This is a genomic window from Halobacillus sp. AWM4_238 (genome assembly GCF_056158265.1).
This window is the reverse complement of the sequence record NZ_JBSWSY010000002.1, coordinates 406,028-422,021: the sequence shown is the minus strand read 5'-3', so window position 1 is coordinate 422,021 and position 15,994 is coordinate 406,028. Positions and strand designations below refer to the sequence as shown.

Genomic DNA, 15,994 nt, shown 5'->3' with positions numbered 1-15,994 from the left:
AAAGGATCCCTCTCATCCCTTACCAAGTTTATTGCAAGAATCATGCCAATTCTTCATTTTATTCTGTGTTTTCTTAATTTTCTTACTACTGTTGGTTGGCTGATCCCTAAAGCTTCGGCTATTTTCGTCGTCGTTCTGAATTTTTCTTTTGCTTGTTGCAGCCTCTCTTTTTCCACTCGATCCAGAGTTTTGGACAAGGGTTCATCAAAATTATTCATTTCTGAATAGGTATCGACTTTTTTTTGATACCCATCAGGTAAATCAACCGGGTGGATGACCGGTTTTGGAGAGGTGACCACCAGACGTTCCATTAGATTCATGAGTTCTCTCACATTGCCACGCCAATCGTATGTATTTAAAAGGTGCAACACTTCTCTGCTTAACACTCGCTTTCGATTGTAACGATTCGTGAACTCATCTAAAAAGGAGTGAATAAGCGGCGTGATGTCATCTCTGCGTTCTCTCAAAGGGGGAATCGTAATCGGGACAACATTCAAGCGAAAATAAAGGTCTTCACGAAATTCCTTGTGATTCACAGCTTGATCCAGCTCTTTATTCGTTGCGCTGACCAATCGGAAGTCCGAATAAATTTCCTTACGCCCACCGACAGGATAGAAAGATTTTGACTGAATCAGCTTGAGAACTTTCACTTGATTCTGCAAGGAAAGCTCACCGATTTCATCCAAGAACAAGGTTCCATTATGGGCCATTTCGGCGAAACCTTTTTTCCCGCCTTTGGTAGCTCCTGTAAACGACCCTCCTTCATATCCGAACAGTTCGGCTTCAAACAAGCTGTCAGGAATCGCCCCGCAATTAACTTCAATGAAAGGGCCGTCATTCCGACTACTTCTTTCGTGAATTCTTCTTGCGAGCTCTGTTTTCCCTACACCTGATTCTCCGAGAAGAAGGACATTTGCATCGACTCCTGCTACTTGGTTCGCTGTAGCCAGCACTTTGCGCATCTTTTCGCTCTTGCCGATAAACGCCTCTTCTTTCTCTTGTTTCAAACGGTTCAGCTCATCACGGACACGCTCCATCTCGACCGTCATTTCTTCCATGCCAGCTTTGATTTCCATCAGTTCAGTCACATCATGAGAATAACTGACGACCCGAATGAGTTCTCCCTCATCATTGAAGACAGGCAAACCCGTAACGAGCAGCTTTTTTCCATCCCCGACGGTTTGAACGAACGTCACCCTTTCCTGTGCTTCCATCACCATAGGTGTAGCAAGAGGCGTAAATAACCCCTCCTTCTCCAAATCATATACGGACCTCCCGAGCAGCTCTTCCGCACGGACGTCATACACTTTTCCTGTCGCTTCACTCACTTTGACAATCGTTCCATCTGTATTGGTTACAAGGATATCTTCTTGAAGTGAATGCAAAAGTGTTTTATATTCTGACCACTCAGCCATAGAATCCCCCTCTCTATTCATAAATGAATAGTCTTGATTCCTATCATAAAAACACCGGTTAACAACGAATTTTTATTCATTTCTGAATAGTTACACTCTTAGTATAGCACACCCTTCACGTCTGATTTGCATGAGCTGATTTTTTCATATCTCGTGCCCTGAAAAAAACAGGACCCATTGCTCCCCTTATACTTCTCCACGATTCTCCCCGCGTAAGCAAAATGGATGACCTTTTCAGTGACGAGGGAATTTCTCTATGCACTCCTTTTCTGTTCTTCCATTTGTGTCCTGCCAATGATGGAAAGTTTAAACATAAACTCAAACGAAAGATCAGGACCCTGCCACCTCCCAGGAATTTTAAGTCATCAAAGAAAGCCGCCTTTCAAAAGGAGGGCGGCTCGCTTTGCTCTATGCATAAACGACAAGATATTTCAGGGGTTCTTCCCGAATTTTGTCTCTAAAAAAACAGCCGGGATGCGTTTAGCCTATAAACCCCAAAGGGAATATGTATGATGAAGCCAAAGGTTATGATAAAATGAAGAATATACCAGTGATTCAGACAAAAGCAGCACCAATGGTCAGAACAGACCATCAGAGGAGATAGAAACATGCCAACCACCATCATGGGTTTGGAAAACAAAATTCAGTTAGTAAGAGAAAAGATGTATCAGGCCTATTTTGATTCTGTAGAGTATGGAGAATTGGTGAAGATTTCCCAAGAACTAGATCAACTATTAAATGAATTAGATACACAAATGCCTTCGTAAAGAGACCATCCTGGATGGCTCTTTTTTATGTTCATTTACAATATCAGACTCTCCTCAATCATTATTAGAAAAAAGTATTCCATTCCATTTTCTATCCTTTTTCTAGAAAATAAGGGAAATATAACTCTATATGCGCTAATAAATACTATATAAATATATAAAAAGGATTTTCACACTAAAAAATCGAAGTTATAACATGGAGAGCCTTTGATCAATTAAGTTCATAGGGGGATAAAACATGGCACAAAGAACCGAGGCATTTGATCAACTGTCCTTAGGTGTGATGATCATTGATTTAAACTATCGAATTACTCAAATCAATAATGAAGGCGCATGTCTATTGCAAGTAGAAAGAAACAATGTCATAGGTAAAAGTGTATATGATCTCTTCCCTAATGCCCCTGAAGAAGTCCGTTTCGTGGAACGGACCATCAAAACTTCCGAGGAGTTCACAATTGATGCCATCCCTTATCAATGGGGCCATTATCATATGTATTTATCGATTCGCACACGCGTACTAGAAGAGAATGGGAACCTTTACGGTGCAATGGTCGAATACAATGATGTGACCAGTTATTATGAGAAAGAACAGCAAATGAAGAAATGGATGGAAGACATGTCGGTGAACGTGATCCCGTTATCTGATGGGGTTGCTCTTCTTTCTCTGCATCCTATTATGGATCAGATTGAATTCCAATACATCCTTGATCAAGCGTTACATAACATTACCCACATGAAAGCCTGTCGGGTGATCATCGACTGCTCAACGCTCAGCACGGTAGACATCGTGTTCTTCGAGAAATTATCCAAGCTCATTCAATCCCTTTCCCTTATGGGTATCATGGTGACGCTTTCGGGGATGAAGCCCTCCCTATCCCAAAGATGGGTGACTTCAAACCTTCCGACGCTCAAAGTGAAATTTTACACAAATTTACAAGGAGCTTTAAAAGAGGTGTACAAAATACAATAAAAAGGAGAAGCCGTTCTTCTTGTTCCGTTTCTCAAATCCTCTGTTTGTACCCTCTTTATCCTGACAAAAGTTCCATGGATTTTCTGGTGGGTTTAAGGTTGTCTTCTCCTGACTTCTTAGAAATGATCACTCGTATAAAAAGGAACCCGTGCGAATGGCATTCTTGCATCTCTATTATTGTTGTATCAATGGAACACCTTAATTTCAGTTGGATGGCTCACCCCTTTTGTAATTACACTGTAGTCAAGGCCTCGTTTGATATAAAAAAACTATCTCCCGTAAACACCCTTTCTTTCATCCAGCTACTAACGGTCGCATCAGTATTAAACATTGAACTACCCTTCCGTCGTTTACTAGGTGACGGGGGATGAACCACCTCTCAAAAAATTAAACGGTAGACCCATTCATCGATCGGTTCCAATATAGAATCTCTCTTAGATCCGCATGTGAAAAGAAGAAAAAACGGATGCCCAGTAAAAAATTCCTGAACTCATCGCTCAGGAATTTTTTGCGTCTTTATAAACATTGGATTTGGTATTAGAGCCTAAAGCGTCTCATCATGGACCACTCGGCCATAGGCTCTTTCTTATGACCCGTAGGCCATGGCAAGTTCTCCACCTCCGATCATCCACTCATAAAGGACACGGGAGCCTTCCACACATTTTTCTTCAGGAAGTAAAAAACTCCATACAGACGGATGGCTGTCCATGATCAAGGCTTCTTCCAGACCTGTAGGTATTCCATATTCCATGTAGGAAAGACGCTTTCTTTTTTCTTCCCTGCTCGCAAACACCACGTGCACAGCGGCCAATCCAGACATCGTATCCGCTTCCTCAATCTCAAGTGACACGTCTGAATCGTTCAGCAAAGATACATTCATCTCCAAATCTTCTTCTTTCATAACCACGAGCTTTTCTTTTCGCTCCTGTGCATATGCCAGCCCAACCAAGACCGAGTCATCAATTCGAGGGGAGAACTCCTCTTTGGTTCCATCCATGCTCAAACGAATGCTGGAAAGGTTGTTCTGAACCGTCATCCCTGCGATGGATGAAAAGGTTCCATCCTCTGAACGACGATGAATCACCGTCCCTTCCTCTTTAGAAAAACTGGAGCGGACGACGAGCGGGACGTTGTATTGCTGGGCATGAGCCACGGCGCGAGGGTGGATGACACCTGCTCCCATCTCGGCCATCGTCCGCACCCATTCATAATCCATCGACCGAAACTTTATTGCCCCACGGATGATACGGGGATCGGCATTATACACGCCATCAACATCTGTGAAAATATCGCACCGTTCGGCTTTCAGTGCGGCAGCAAGGGCTGCAGCTGTCGTATCGGATCCGCCCCGTCCAAGTGTACAAATGTCACCATTCGCTGCACATCCTTGAAATCCGGCAACAACGACGATGCTGCCTTTCTCCAGCGCATCCTTTATGTTATCCGTGTGAACGGCTGCTATTTTTGCATTGCCGTAAACGCATTCGGTTTCTATTCCTGCCTGCTGTCCGGTCATGGCGATCGCCTCCGCGCCTTTGCTTTGAAGAGCGAGGGCCATGAGCGCACACGACACTTGTTCGCCGGTAGATAATAACAAGTCTTTTTCTCTCCCACAGGAGCTGGAGGAAACTTCTTGGTAGAGGTCGATCAGCTGGTTGGTCTGGTCGCCCATAGCGGATACCACGACAACGACTTGGTTCCCTTCTGCCTTTTCTGAGATGGCGCGTTCTGCCACTTTCTTCATACGTTCTGGTGATTTCACAGAACTTCCACCGAATTTTTGTACAATAATGGCCATCCTTCATCCCTCTTCTCGTTCAGTTATGTGACAGGCTGCTCTTTAAAGAGAGCGAGAGCGTTCGTTACTTTTCCAAATTCCGATGCATGAGGACGATCATCTCCATCCCCATACCCATAATCGACCATCCGGTTACGGTTCAGACATAGCTTCGTCATTTCCGGTTTGAAGAAGTCGAACAGCTCAAATCTTTCTTTCAGTTCCGGGAATCTGTCCTGATAATCGTGAATCGAATCCGCAAGCAGGTTCCAGAAAGTTTCTTCTGACAACAGCTCGTGTTTTTCTAAAAGATGACTCAAATAACGAAGATGGCAGATGAACAAACCCGTGAAGATAAACTGTGTCAATCCTTCTGGTGGCTCTGTGCGGAGCACCGCTTTCATTTCTTCTGTGACGTGCTGGAGCTCAGGAAACGGCTGATCGGTCACATTTACGTCATCGACAAAATCCTTGACGGCGAGACGATGCGGTTCATGATCCTTCAGGACGAGAATCGTATTTTGTCCGTGTGGGGAAAAGACGGTGCCATATTTGTACATGTAGTGAAGCAGCGGGTCCATGACGACTTGATAAAACTTCTTCATCCATTCTTCAGCATTCAGGGATGAAGCTTCGATGAGCGATCCAATAAATGGCGCCCCCTTTTCATCTTCATGGTGAAGGGCTGCGAGTGTAATCGCCTGCTCCCCTTCTTCCAAGTACGTATAAATGCTCTCGCGCCAAATCGTTCCAAGCATCTCAAGGTATTGATACGGAACATCTTTGACAGAAGCAAAATGTTTCTGATCGACGTTGATACTTGCGTTTTCCCCAGGCAAAATGACACGGCACTCTTTTTTTAGAAACTCATCTTGTTCATAGAGGCCTTTGATCCATTCGGTCACTTTCGGTGCAATCACCGTCCGTTCGGAAGGCAGCCCGCGATAGACGAGGGTGTTCAATATACTCATCGGCAGCTTCACATGATGTTTCTCTTTCGAACTTCTGTTTACAAACGTACGAATCGATTGTTGAGGAAGGTACACATCGTCCCCGTCTCCGACAGCGATGATCTCCTTTTTCGCGATTTCTTCCGGGAAGTTTTGAATCAGCTGATTCTTCCACTGCCATTCATGGACAGGGAAAAAGTAATAATCTTCGGGCTGACGTCCGTGTTTTTCCACCTCTTTGAAGAAACGCTTTCTTTCCTGTTCACTCAACTCTTCCTCCAGCAGCTTTTCATAGCTCAGACCTTGTACAGACTGGAAGGTTGCCCGGTTTTTATGCACCGCGATCCAGGAAAGGTTCACTTCCTGCTGCTTTTCTGGAGCAAATCGTAAGTAGTCATCATAACCGAAGCCGATCCTTCCCTTGTTGTAGGTGATCCACGGATGCCCTTGCATATACCCTTCAAGCTCGGCATAATCGACAGACGTCAGGTCCTCTGATGTCCCTGCTGTCTTTTCCATCAAATGCACGTCGGCAATTAACGTGGCGTTCATTTCTTTGATCAAATGACCGAGCGTCTCTGCAGACATGCCGATGATTTCCTGCAAATCGATCAGCAGTTCAATCGCATCGTCTGCATCCTTTTCGACCCCCTGCTCTTTTTTTCGGATCTCATCCGAAGAAACATCAAAACTGTCGAACAAACGCTTTTCCGCTACAAACCGGTAGGATTTTTCGTTAGAAACCGGCAGTTCAAACGCTCTTGTTTTTCCATCTTCTCGCAGTACGTTTGGCTGAATCATATCTTCGTACATATATTCGGCAAACATTTTCGCCATCAATTGTTGATTGACTGCTTTCCAATTCTCTGCGTTCAATGGTTCATGAATATCTTGAAATAACACGTGGATCCCCTCTTTCTTATGATGAATAGTTCGTGGCCAAAGCCTTTTTCGTTCCGAACGTTTGAAAGACATGCTTATCCTGGATTGGAAAGACCTCTTTCCCTGCCAGCCGGTTGATGATCACGGCATTGCGGTGGGCACCAAGTCCAAGGTCAGGTGCTCCCACGCCGTGGGTGTGAAGTTCACCATTTTGAATGAAAATATGCCCCTCCGTGTTTAAATCGGTCGCCAAATCATAGCCTTTGTTCACAGAAAGCCTTCCGTGATCATCCCAAATGATGCTGTCCTTGATTCTTGAGAAAAAGGCAGGCACACGAGGTTGATACCCTGTCCCTAAAATGATCACATCTGCTTCCATCTCCATCGGCTCTTCGGTAACCTTTTGGTATCCCCTCAGGCTCAAACGGGTCCCTTTCTCCTCGATGGCTGTCACTTCCGTCATCGCCTGCAGATGGATCGAAGGATCCGTACCACCAACCGTCCGCTCATAAAGATGATCATAAATGGCAGCAATCGTATCTGCACTGATTCCTTTGTACAGAAGGTCCTGCTTATGTAACAGCTGGTCTTTCTTCCATTGAGGCAGCTCATAAAAGAAATCGATATAATCCGGTGAAAAATATTCAAGCCCTAGCTTGGAATACTCCATCGGAAAGAACCCTTGCGACCTTGTGTACCACTGAAGCGATCCTCCAGTTTCCTCCTGGTGTTTGGCTACATCAAGGAACACTTCCGCCGCGCTCTGCCCAGAACCGATGACGGCCACGTTTTTGGATAAATCGCAGGTGGTTTTTCTCGCTAAATAGTCCGATGTATGAAAAACCGTTTCTCCAAGCGCATCTTGAAGAGTATCCGGTACCCGGGGTTCTGTTCCAATGCCCATGACGATGTTTTCAGCGGTGTATGTGTGCTCCGCGCCTGTGGTGGAATCGTAAACTTGGACGTGATAGCCTGTTTTCTCACCAAGATCCACGGTCGTTACACGGATGACTTCCTGACCAAAACGCAGGCTGTCCAACCGGTCACAGACCCAGCGGCAATAATGATTGTATTCCTTCCTCGGAATATGAAACTTCTCTAAAAAATAAAAGTGATACAGACGGTTATGTTCCTGCAGGTAATTCAAGAAGCTGTGCTTATTGGTCACATCAGCCATACTCACAAGATCTGCGAAAAATGGAACCTGAAGCGTCGTTCCTTCCATCAAGAGGTTGGGGTGCCACTCGAACTCCTCTTCTTTTTCTAAGAATAGGGCTGACACCTCATCCACAGAATCCAGGAGGGCGGCCATTCCTAAATTGAACGGTCCGAGCCCAATGCCGATCACATCAAATATCTGCTTTTCTGTATTCATCGTTCCACCTCGATTCAAATTCTTTTCGTTCGCAATACATGAGCTGGGCTTTTTTATCCGGCAGCTGAATGGGAGCAATCGGAGTGAACCCGCATTTTTCGAAAATATGGATCATCTTGGCATTCCGTATGTCCGGTTCCGCCACGACTTTCGTGGTCGCTTCATGCTCCAGCTGAAAACGAACCATCGCTCTCAAAAGTGGCAGAGCAAAGCCTGAACCGAGAAACTCCTTTTCCCCAATCAACAGATGAATGCCCTGGTCGTAAGGTTTGGATGGGTACGCATCTTCCATGACATCCCCTTTGACCCAGTAGGCTTCCCAATAGCTCATCACGCCCCCGTCGATCATGCCGAGGTAAAGGGTTTGATGGGTATCCATGAGCGCCTTTTGAAAATGTTTTTCAAAGCGTTCGAATGGAAGATTCAGCTGCCAAAAAGGGTGCACATGTGCTTCATTCATCCACTTATGAACCAACTCCACATCTTCGATCCTGGCTTTGCGAAACGAAAGTGTTCGTTGGATCGTTTCATCATACACTTCAAAATCAACGCTCATTGGTCACTCCCACCTTTACAGCGAGTGGATTATCAACGGCGGTATAAACCGACTGCGCTTCCATCGGACCGACCAGTTCATCCATATCATACAAACGGGTCAGCAAATTGGCTTTACAAGGCAGCTTGCTTTCCTCTAATAAACTTTGAATCAACGAGGAAGCTGGATGACTCATGAGACGTGTGCGGAGAAGGCCGATCAATTTCTCTTCCTGAATCAATCCACTCACCCCAAACCCGTTGATCAATCCATATAAATGATTGAAAAAGAAGTAATAACGGAGACGTTCGTCGGCTACATCATCCTCACAGATGGTATCGCTCTTGCTGTTCAACGAAGGAAGCAGTTCTTTGAGATGGGCCGCTTTACTCCGGCTGAAGTAATAGCCCTGGTTATCTCTATAGTAAAACTGAGACGGGTAGCCTTGATCCAAGCGGACGACAGAATTCTGCTGATGCGCTTCAAGAGCAATTCCGTACGTGTGATGCAGCCAAAGGACAGGATCCAGGCTGATGGACATATACTTGTCGAACCAATCGAGACTGACCTCTTCTACTGTCCTCCCTTCCCTTTCTGCAAGGCCCTGGATGATGCTTGAAAGTCTATTTTGACCTCCATACGCATGATCCTGGACGAGACCTGCGATGAGACTCACCTGCTGGTCATCCTCATAAAAAGGATTCTCCCGTAATGAAACTTCAAATCCTGACGTTTCTTTCATTAAAGAAAGGTTGATCGACGCAGGGTCTTTCATGATGTGGAAATCCGGGTGATGCTGACTCAATTGTTTCCCAAGCTCTGTATCAAGCAAACGTGACACTTCCACACCTCTGGCCAGCTCTTTCGGCAGATTCGCCCTCAAAGAGTTCGTGATTTTTACTGGAACAGAGAATTTGTACATGAACCGGGAAGATTCACTATACAAGGTTCTAAAAGAAGAAGTCGCCGTGAACAACCCGCCTGCCGGGCCAAGATCAGTGACATCCCCAGAAGCGAGGTGTGTCCGTACTTCCGGATCTTTTAACAGAATAGGAACTTGTAACGGGTGCATCGGAATCAACCGCCGTCCTTTGTTCCATTCGCTTATGAGTGCTTCCGCTCCGTCCATGTTTTGGATGTCTTCAAAGATCGAGAGCGACGCAGGACGATTCAGGCTCGAATCTTCTTCAACAAGCTCAGGAGTTACACTGAAATAATGGAGTTGGAACTTGCCGCCATATTCAGGAGAATAGGCTCTGTCCTCCCGATCGGTCAGTCCTTGTTTGCTTTTCGGTGTCGGATGAAGCAAATGTCCGAACAGCAGCGATTGTTCCGCTTCGATAAATGTGAAATCAGCTTCTGAAAGCTTGTGACGATCTTCAAATCGTGCAGCTACATATTCTTTCATACTCTTACAGCTAAGCAGCACACGCAGGACAAGTTCATCTTCTGAAAACTCCTGTCCGTTTCCAATCAACCATTCTTTTACGAGCAGGGTCGCCATCGTGACATAGTCAAGGGTATGGGTTTCTCCGGCGCCTTGTGCCTGATAGGTCATCGGAAATTCAAACACGTGCCTTCCTGTTAAAGACCAGTAGTTCACAGGGGCATGAATGATTAAATTCTGTCTAGTCAAAGGGATGCGTAACTTATGGCTGCTCCCCTCTCGATTTACCCGTTCGTAATTTCCGGTTTCTCTTATATAACAATTGAGAAAGCTTTGCATCGTTGCCATTTCCGCGATTTCTTTTGCTTTTTTCAATGAGGTGTCCCCCCTAAGATCTGTTTCGCTGTTTCTTCTATTTGATGGATTACGAAGCTGACATCTTCCTCCGTGGTCCGCGGATTCAAAATCGTAAACTTCAAATACGTCTCTCCGCGGACCGATGTTTTTGCAAGGACGGCTGTCCCTTCGTGAAAAAGTTTTTGCTGAATTTTTCGGTTCACATCACTTCTGTCACCCTCCGCCCGGAATTGAAAGACGACCGTTGATAATTCAGGAGTCGGATTCTCGACATGGAAAGCAGGGCGTTTGGAAAGTTCGCCTGCAGCAAAGCGAGCGACCTCCATCGTCCTGTCCACCATCCTTCCTAACAACTTGGTGCCAAGGACTTTCAAGGTGAGGAGAACTTTCAAAGCATCGAATCGGCGCGTCGTCTGGATGCTTTTATTGACAAGATTCAAAATCCCTTCCTCCTCATCCTCAACCGGGTTCAAGTAATCGGCATGAAGCGATAATAGAGGCAGGTGCTTTTTGTCTTTCACCAAAAACATCCCGCAGCTGATCGGCTGAAACAGCCATTTGTGGAAATCCAGGGTGACAGAATCCGCACGGCTGATTCCGGCAAGCTTCTCCCCATGTGTCTCACTGAGCAGAAGCCCTGCCCCATAAGCAGCATCCACATGCAGCCATACCCCTCTCTCTTCACAAACATCGGCAAGCTCTTCCAGGGGATCGATACTTCCGAAGTCCGTTGTGCCGGAAGTCGTAACGACCGCATAAGGAAACAACCCTTCTTGCTCTAACTTTTCAATCGTCTGTTTGACTTTCTCCGGATCCATCCGGTGATCGTTGTTGACGGGAACAGAAACGACCGCCTGTTCACCAAGACCGAGCTGCACAAGAGATTTTTTCACCGAAAAGTGAGCTTCTTCTGAACAAACCACCCTCATCTTTTGAAACGGTGACGGCAGCCCGTCTTGTTGGACCACATGGTTCCATTTCGACAAACAAAACGAGTCACGGGCGAGCAGCATGCCCATATAGTTGGACTGTGTCCCTCCACTTGTGAACACCCCATCTCCCTGATCGGAGTATCCGATCATTCCGGACAAGTACCGGGTCAACGCTTCTTCCACATAAGTAGCCGCAGGGCTTTGATCCCAGGAATCCATCGACTGGTTCAACGAAGCGATGACAAGTTCTGCAAGCACCCCCGGCAGTACAGGAGGGCAGTGCAGATGAGCCATGCTCCTCTCGTGGGAAATATGAAGGCTGTCTTTGATGATCGGGCCCTCGATTTCCCCGAGCACTTCGTGCAGCGACTGAGCCTCTTCCGGGACGTCCATGACCGGACGGAGCTGCTGCTTGATCTCCTGCACTGTCTTTCCTCCATAGGGGTGTTCCAAGTCTTTATACACACCAGCAAGTGTTTCAGCTACAAGCTCCACTTGATGCTGAAAATGTCCTGCTCCTTCTTCTCCTTGTTGAAGAAAAAACGAATCAAAAATTCCTGTTTCATTCTTGGTTGTCACCATCGCGTTACTCCGCTACGGCCGTGGCAACGGCTTCATGGAAAATGGACACGACTGTTTCGATCTCATCTTCTGTGATGATCAGCGGAGGCAGGAACCGGACAACTGCTCCGTGACGACCGCCACATTCAAGGATCAGCCCACGGTCGAAGCAAGCTTTTTGAATGCGGTTGGTCAAGTCAGGGTCAGCAGGCAAACTTCCGCCTCGGCCCAATTTTCCATTTGGATCGACAATTTCTACACCAATCATCAGCCCTCGGCCCCGGACATCACCGAGCTGTGGATAGTCTTTTTGAATATCTTCCAACGCATCAGTCAGTTTCGATCCCATCTCCTTCGCATGCTCGGAAAGACGCTGCTCTTTAACGTAACGAAGTGTTGCCCGGCCGGCTGCCATCGCCATTTGATTGCCGCGGAACGTTCCAATGTGAGCTCCAGGTTCCCATGCATCCAGCTCGCGGTCGTAAACGACAACCGAGAGGGGCAGGCTTCCACCAATCGCTTTTGAAAGGACGAAGGCATCCGGGACGATGCCGGCATGTTGGAAGGAGAAGAGTTCTCCTGTTCGACCGATTCCCGTCTGCACCTCATCAATGATCAATGGAATGCCACGCTCCTTAGTGATCCTTCGCATTTCCTTCAGCCATTCAATCGGAGCAGGAATTGATCCTCCTTCACCCTGGACGGTTTCAAAAATCATTGCCGCTGGAGGAAGAATGCCGCTTTCTGGGTCATCCAGCAATTGCTCGATGTAGGCGGCACTCAGTTCCGCCCCTTCTTTTCCACCCTTCCCGAAAGGACAGCGGTAATCGTAAGGATAAGGGAGAAAGTGCGTATCCGGAATCAATCCCTGGACACGTTTTTTCGGTCCTAGGTTGCCGCTGATCGCCATCGTCCCGTGCGTCGCTCCGTGATAGCCTCCCTGGAAAGTGAGGATGCTCTGTCTGCCTGTCGCCGTTTTCGCAAGCTTTAACGCAGCTTCAATTGCATCACCTCCGGTCGGTCCGCAAAATTGAACCTTCGCACGATCTCTGAACCCTTCCGGAAGACTCGAAAAGAGCTCATCCACAAATTGCTCTTTGACTTCGGTTGTCAAATCAAGCGTATGTAAAGGCAGTTTATCGTGAAGAACTTTCTCCATCGCCTGGATGACGACGGGATGATTGTGGCCCAGTGCCAAAGTACCCGCACCAGCCAGGCAGTCGATGTACCGTTTCCCCTCAACATCCGTTACGTAAATTCCTTCCGCCTCCTGGATGGCCAAAGGGAAACGGCGCGGATAGGACCTTGCATTCGACTCCCGTTGATTTTGTTTATGTAATAATTCCTGATTGGATTTTTTGATTTCTACACTCATGTATTTCCACTCCTTTGTGTTGTTCGTTTTCATATCGCTATACTATTTGATAATGATTATCAATGTCAATACTAATTGAAAACTATTATCATTCTCAATGACAGCTTTACCTATTGGTATGAAGCGGTTTTTCATCCATAAATAAGTGTTTTATTTTTCTAATAATTAAGGCATTCGTCACGGATCAAGACCAGGCGCATTGGACTACACCGCTTTCTTTTCTAGTATTTTCTTCCCCTGCGTGATTTTGGATAAAAAAAGTCCACCTTCATTCGAGAAGGTGGAACAAATCAGCTATAAAAGATCTCTTTCAAAGACAACGTTATATTTTCCAAAGCTTCCGCGGAACGGTCGACGACACCGGCCATATTGATAAAACTGTGGACCAGATCTTCATAATGGAGATGTTCTACAGACACTCCTGATGCTTGAAGTCTTTTCACATATGAGAAAGCTTCTTCCCGGAGGGGATCGTACTCAGCGGTCACCATCAATGTCGGAGGGAGTTTGTCCATGTTTTGGAGCCGAAGCGGCGAAACAAACACACGCTTCCCGTCTTCTTCCTCCCTCAAATAATGCTGAAAGAACCATTTCATTTTTTCGTTGGTCAGGTTGTATGTATAATTCGCTCGGTACGAGGCTGTGTCGAAATGATAATCCAACACAGGGGTAACCAGGAATTGATGGAAAATCTCGATCTCCTCATCATCCATGAAATAAATCCCTAATGCAGCAGCAAGGTTCCCTCCTGAGCTTTCTCCTCCTACAGCAAGCCGCTTGAGATCCACGTTCCATTTGGCAGCTTCTTTGAAGGTCCATTTCACTGCATCGACAGCATCATGAAAAGCCGCTGGATATTTATGCTCAGGCGCTAAACGGTAATCGACAGACACGACAACGGCTTGTGCGTGACAGGAAAAATAACGACAGATATTGTCTGAACTCTCCACATCCCCAAAAACCCAGCCGCCCCCGTGAAAATAGACGAGCACAGGAAATGGCCCATTCTTTTCTGGTGTGTAGATTTTAATCGGGACCTCATTCCCCTCTCGCCCCTGGAAAGAAGCCTCTTCCACAGACACACCCTCCACAGGCAGATCTTTAAAATATTCCCTGGCCACTTCGTAGTAGGATCTTGACTGCGCAGGGGTTAATTGGTTCAAGGGCGGATGTTCAAGTTCGACCATCCGTTCTCCGATGGTTTGGAGTAAGTGGAGGACTTGTGCATCTACTTTCATACCAACCCCTCACTTTTGGTAGTCATTCTTGTCAACGTCTCGATTTCAACGTTCTTGTCACGTAGAGATTTTTCGAAGGCTTCTTTCGCTCCAACAATTAACGACGCTTGTTTACCATGAAGGTTCATGCGACCAAGATTTTCTCCGCCGACTTCTCTCAAAATCGGAAGCACAATCCGGTTCCGACGGTCGGGTTCCCCGATGATTCTCTGGGCTTGGTAACGATCATATAAGAACCGGACCATCGCACGTACGATGAACAGACCATCTTCCTTATTCAACAAAGGACGAGGACCGATCAGCAGATGCATGCCTAAATCACCATCTTGATAATCATAAAAATCTTTGATGTGATCTTCTTTTATTTTATACGCGATCAAATAACAAACAGGCTCGCCGTTGTATGTACCGATGTACCCATCCTTATGATCCGCTTCGATGGATTTCCTTACCCATGCGCCCAGTTCATCCTTAGGTACATTCAATTTCCAAAATGGTGAAATATGCTTCTGGTGCATCCAATCGTGAAGCAATTCAACATCTGATTCTTGCAATGGGCGAAAAGAAACGTGCGTTTCCTTCGATTGATCCTTTATCTTTAGTTTTGTAAATCCTTGTCTATCCTCCATTTGATCTCCTCCTCATTGACCAATGATAACGATTTTCATTATCATCTGTTAACGATTATAGGAAAAAAATCGGACAAAGGTCAACGGATCTTTTGACCTACACCTTGTTTTCTCTTGATATTAAAGCTTTTTTCATGTTCTCTGTTTACCACCAGCAAGGACATGGTCCTTTGAAATGATGAATGATTTATTAATAGAGTTAAAAGATTGTAAATTATCTGCCATTCTCTTAACGAATAAAGAAGTGCAGAGTAGAATGGAACTTAACCGGGCTACATGGACACTTGTTGGTAAGGAGGCAAATGATGAAAATCAAAACCATTTACGACCGTTTAAATGATGAAAAACTTGTAGGCATGTACTACAAGTTTCTAACGGAAATTTTTAATGGTACTCTATCCGATGTCATGTTTAATGAAGTAGACTTACTGGAAACCATTGCAGCCCAAAGAGGCATCGCCCTCTCCTATTATCGATACAGAGAACATATAAACAGACCCTCCCAATTGGTTGTCCTCATCAGGTTCTGTTGAATACTAGGAAGTAGAAGTTTTAAATAAGAGGATCGTTGAAGAATGATAAAAAGAATGAATGGCTCAGGAATTCCCTATCCCTCTTTTCTTGATTGATCTTTGCTTGTTTTCTAGTAAATGTCTGGAACCTCCCATAGGTTGGATCTATCAACAGCAGTCACAAAAGACATCGTATGACAACGATCACAAAAGGCTCCCTGAAATCTTCTTCCATACACGCTTCTGCAGTCAATTTCAACCAAATCCAAACAATTCCCAAGTTCCCTGTTTTTCTGTTCGTTTAAGCTTCCATTTCACCCCTGTATATCCCA

13 protein-coding genes are annotated in these 15,994 nt (G+C 45.7%); 3 read left to right on the top strand and 10 right to left on the bottom strand.

Annotation, left to right across the window (positions count from 1 at the left end):
* Positions 1–53 precede the first annotated feature (53 nt).
* Positions 54–1,415, bottom strand: a complete 1,362-nt coding sequence (locus ACXACN_RS02215) for a sigma-54 interaction domain-containing protein (protein ID WP_474961969.1) — start codon at positions 1,413–1,415, stop codon at positions 54–56.
* A gap of 608 nt (positions 1,416–2,023) precedes the next feature.
* On the opposite strand from ACXACN_RS02215, the gene ACXACN_RS02210 reads away from it, so the two are divergent.
* Entirely contained in the window at positions 2,024–2,182 is a 159-nt protein-coding gene (locus ACXACN_RS02210) for an aspartyl-phosphate phosphatase Spo0E family protein (RefSeq protein WP_474961967.1), read from the top strand.
* A 238-nt stretch (positions 2,183–2,420) separates the two neighbouring features.
* On the top strand, positions 2,421–3,152 hold the full coding sequence (locus ACXACN_RS02205; RefSeq protein WP_474961965.1) for an STAS domain-containing protein: 732 nt from the start codon (positions 2,421–2,423) through the stop codon (positions 3,150–3,152).
* Positions 3,153–3,738: 586 nt separating this feature from the next.
* On the opposite strand, the gene ACXACN_RS02200 is transcribed toward ACXACN_RS02205, so the two are convergent.
* The 9 genes from ACXACN_RS02200 to ACXACN_RS02160 form a co-directional block, all read right to left on the bottom strand.
* Positions 3,739–4,950 carry an aspartate kinase gene (locus tag ACXACN_RS02200; RefSeq protein ID WP_474961964.1) on the bottom strand — a complete coding sequence of 404 codons (1,212 nt, stop codon included), beginning with the start codon at positions 4,948–4,950 and terminating at the stop codon, positions 3,739–3,741.
* Between the two features lie 23 nt (positions 4,951–4,973).
* The gene (locus ACXACN_RS02195) at positions 4,974–6,782 is read right to left on the bottom strand and encodes an IucA/IucC family protein (RefSeq protein ID WP_474961962.1); all 1,809 of its coding nucleotides are present in this window, start codon (positions 6,780–6,782) and stop codon (positions 4,974–4,976) included.
* A gap of 16 nt (positions 6,783–6,798) precedes the next feature.
* Complete coding sequence (locus ACXACN_RS02190) at positions 6,799–8,136, bottom strand: lysine N(6)-hydroxylase/L-ornithine N(5)-oxygenase family protein (protein WP_474961960.1); 1,338 nt, start codon at positions 8,134–8,136, stop codon at positions 6,799–6,801.
* Positions 8,111–8,692, bottom strand: a complete 582-nt coding sequence (locus ACXACN_RS02185) for a GNAT family N-acetyltransferase (RefSeq protein ID WP_474961959.1) — start codon at positions 8,690–8,692, stop codon at positions 8,111–8,113. The genes ACXACN_RS02190 and ACXACN_RS02185 overlap by 26 nt, the downstream gene beginning before the upstream one ends.
* The gene (locus tag ACXACN_RS02180; RefSeq protein WP_474961957.1) at positions 8,682–10,433 is read right to left on the bottom strand and encodes an IucA/IucC family protein; all 1,752 of its coding nucleotides are present in this window, start codon (positions 10,431–10,433) and stop codon (positions 8,682–8,684) included. Before ACXACN_RS02180 ends, ACXACN_RS02185 begins: the two co-directional genes overlap by 11 nt.
* The gene (locus tag ACXACN_RS02175) at positions 10,430–11,929 is read right to left on the bottom strand and encodes a pyridoxal phosphate-dependent decarboxylase family protein (protein ID WP_474961955.1); all 1,500 of its coding nucleotides are present in this window, start codon (positions 11,927–11,929) and stop codon (positions 10,430–10,432) included. The genes ACXACN_RS02180 and ACXACN_RS02175 overlap by 4 nt, the downstream gene beginning before the upstream one ends.
* A gap of 4 nt (positions 11,930–11,933) precedes the next feature.
* Positions 11,934–13,316, bottom strand: a complete 1,383-nt coding sequence (locus tag ACXACN_RS02170; protein ID WP_474961953.1) for a diaminobutyrate--2-oxoglutarate transaminase — start codon at positions 13,314–13,316, stop codon at positions 11,934–11,936.
* Between the two features lie 257 nt (positions 13,317–13,573).
* A complete protein-coding gene (locus ACXACN_RS02165; protein WP_474961951.1) occupies positions 13,574–14,521 on the bottom strand; it encodes an alpha/beta hydrolase in 948 nt (315 codons plus the stop codon).
* Positions 14,518–15,150, bottom strand: coding sequence for a GNAT family N-acetyltransferase (locus ACXACN_RS02160; protein WP_474961949.1), 633 nt, complete (start codon positions 15,148–15,150; stop codon positions 14,518–14,520). The genes ACXACN_RS02165 and ACXACN_RS02160 overlap by 4 nt, the downstream gene beginning before the upstream one ends.
* A gap of 305 nt (positions 15,151–15,455) precedes the next feature.
* On the opposite strand from ACXACN_RS02160, the gene ACXACN_RS02155 reads away from it, so the two are divergent.
* Positions 15,456–15,683 carry a hypothetical protein gene (locus ACXACN_RS02155; RefSeq protein ID WP_474961948.1) on the top strand — a complete coding sequence of 76 codons (228 nt, stop codon included), beginning with the start codon at positions 15,456–15,458 and terminating at the stop codon, positions 15,681–15,683.
* Positions 15,684–15,994: the final 311 nt, after the last annotated feature.

Coding starts and splice junctions, on each gene's coding strand:
- ACXACN_RS02215 (WP_474961969.1), bottom strand. CDS start 1,415: ATGGCTGAGTGGTCAGAATATAAAACACTTTTGCATTCACTTCAAGAA.
- ACXACN_RS02210 (WP_474961967.1), top strand. CDS start 2,024: ATGCCAACCACCATCATGGGTTTGGAAAACAAAATTCAGTTAGTAAGA.
- ACXACN_RS02205 (WP_474961965.1), top strand. CDS start 2,421: ATGGCACAAAGAACCGAGGCATTTGATCAACTGTCCTTAGGTGTGATG.
- ACXACN_RS02200 (WP_474961964.1), bottom strand. CDS start 4,950: ATGGCCATTATTGTACAAAAATTCGGTGGAAGTTCTGTGAAATCACCA.
- ACXACN_RS02190 (WP_474961960.1), bottom strand. CDS start 8,136: ATGAATACAGAAAAGCAGATATTTGATGTGATCGGCATTGGGCTCGGA.
- ACXACN_RS02185 (WP_474961959.1), bottom strand. CDS start 8,692: ATGAGCGTTGATTTTGAAGTGTATGATGAAACGATCCAACGAACACTT.
- ACXACN_RS02175 (WP_474961955.1), bottom strand. CDS start 11,929: ATGGTGACAACCAAGAATGAAACAGGAATTTTTGATTCGTTTTTTCTT.
- ACXACN_RS02170 (WP_474961953.1), bottom strand. CDS start 13,316: ATGAAAACGAACAACACAAAGGAGTGGAAATACATGAGTGTAGAAATC.
- ACXACN_RS02165 (WP_474961951.1), bottom strand. CDS start 14,521: ATGAAAGTAGATGCACAAGTCCTCCACTTACTCCAAACCATCGGAGAA.
- ACXACN_RS02160 (WP_474961949.1), bottom strand. CDS start 15,150: ATGGAGGATAGACAAGGATTTACAAAACTAAAGATAAAGGATCAATCG.
- ACXACN_RS02155 (WP_474961948.1), top strand. CDS start 15,456: ATGAAAATCAAAACCATTTACGACCGTTTAAATGATGAAAAACTTGTA.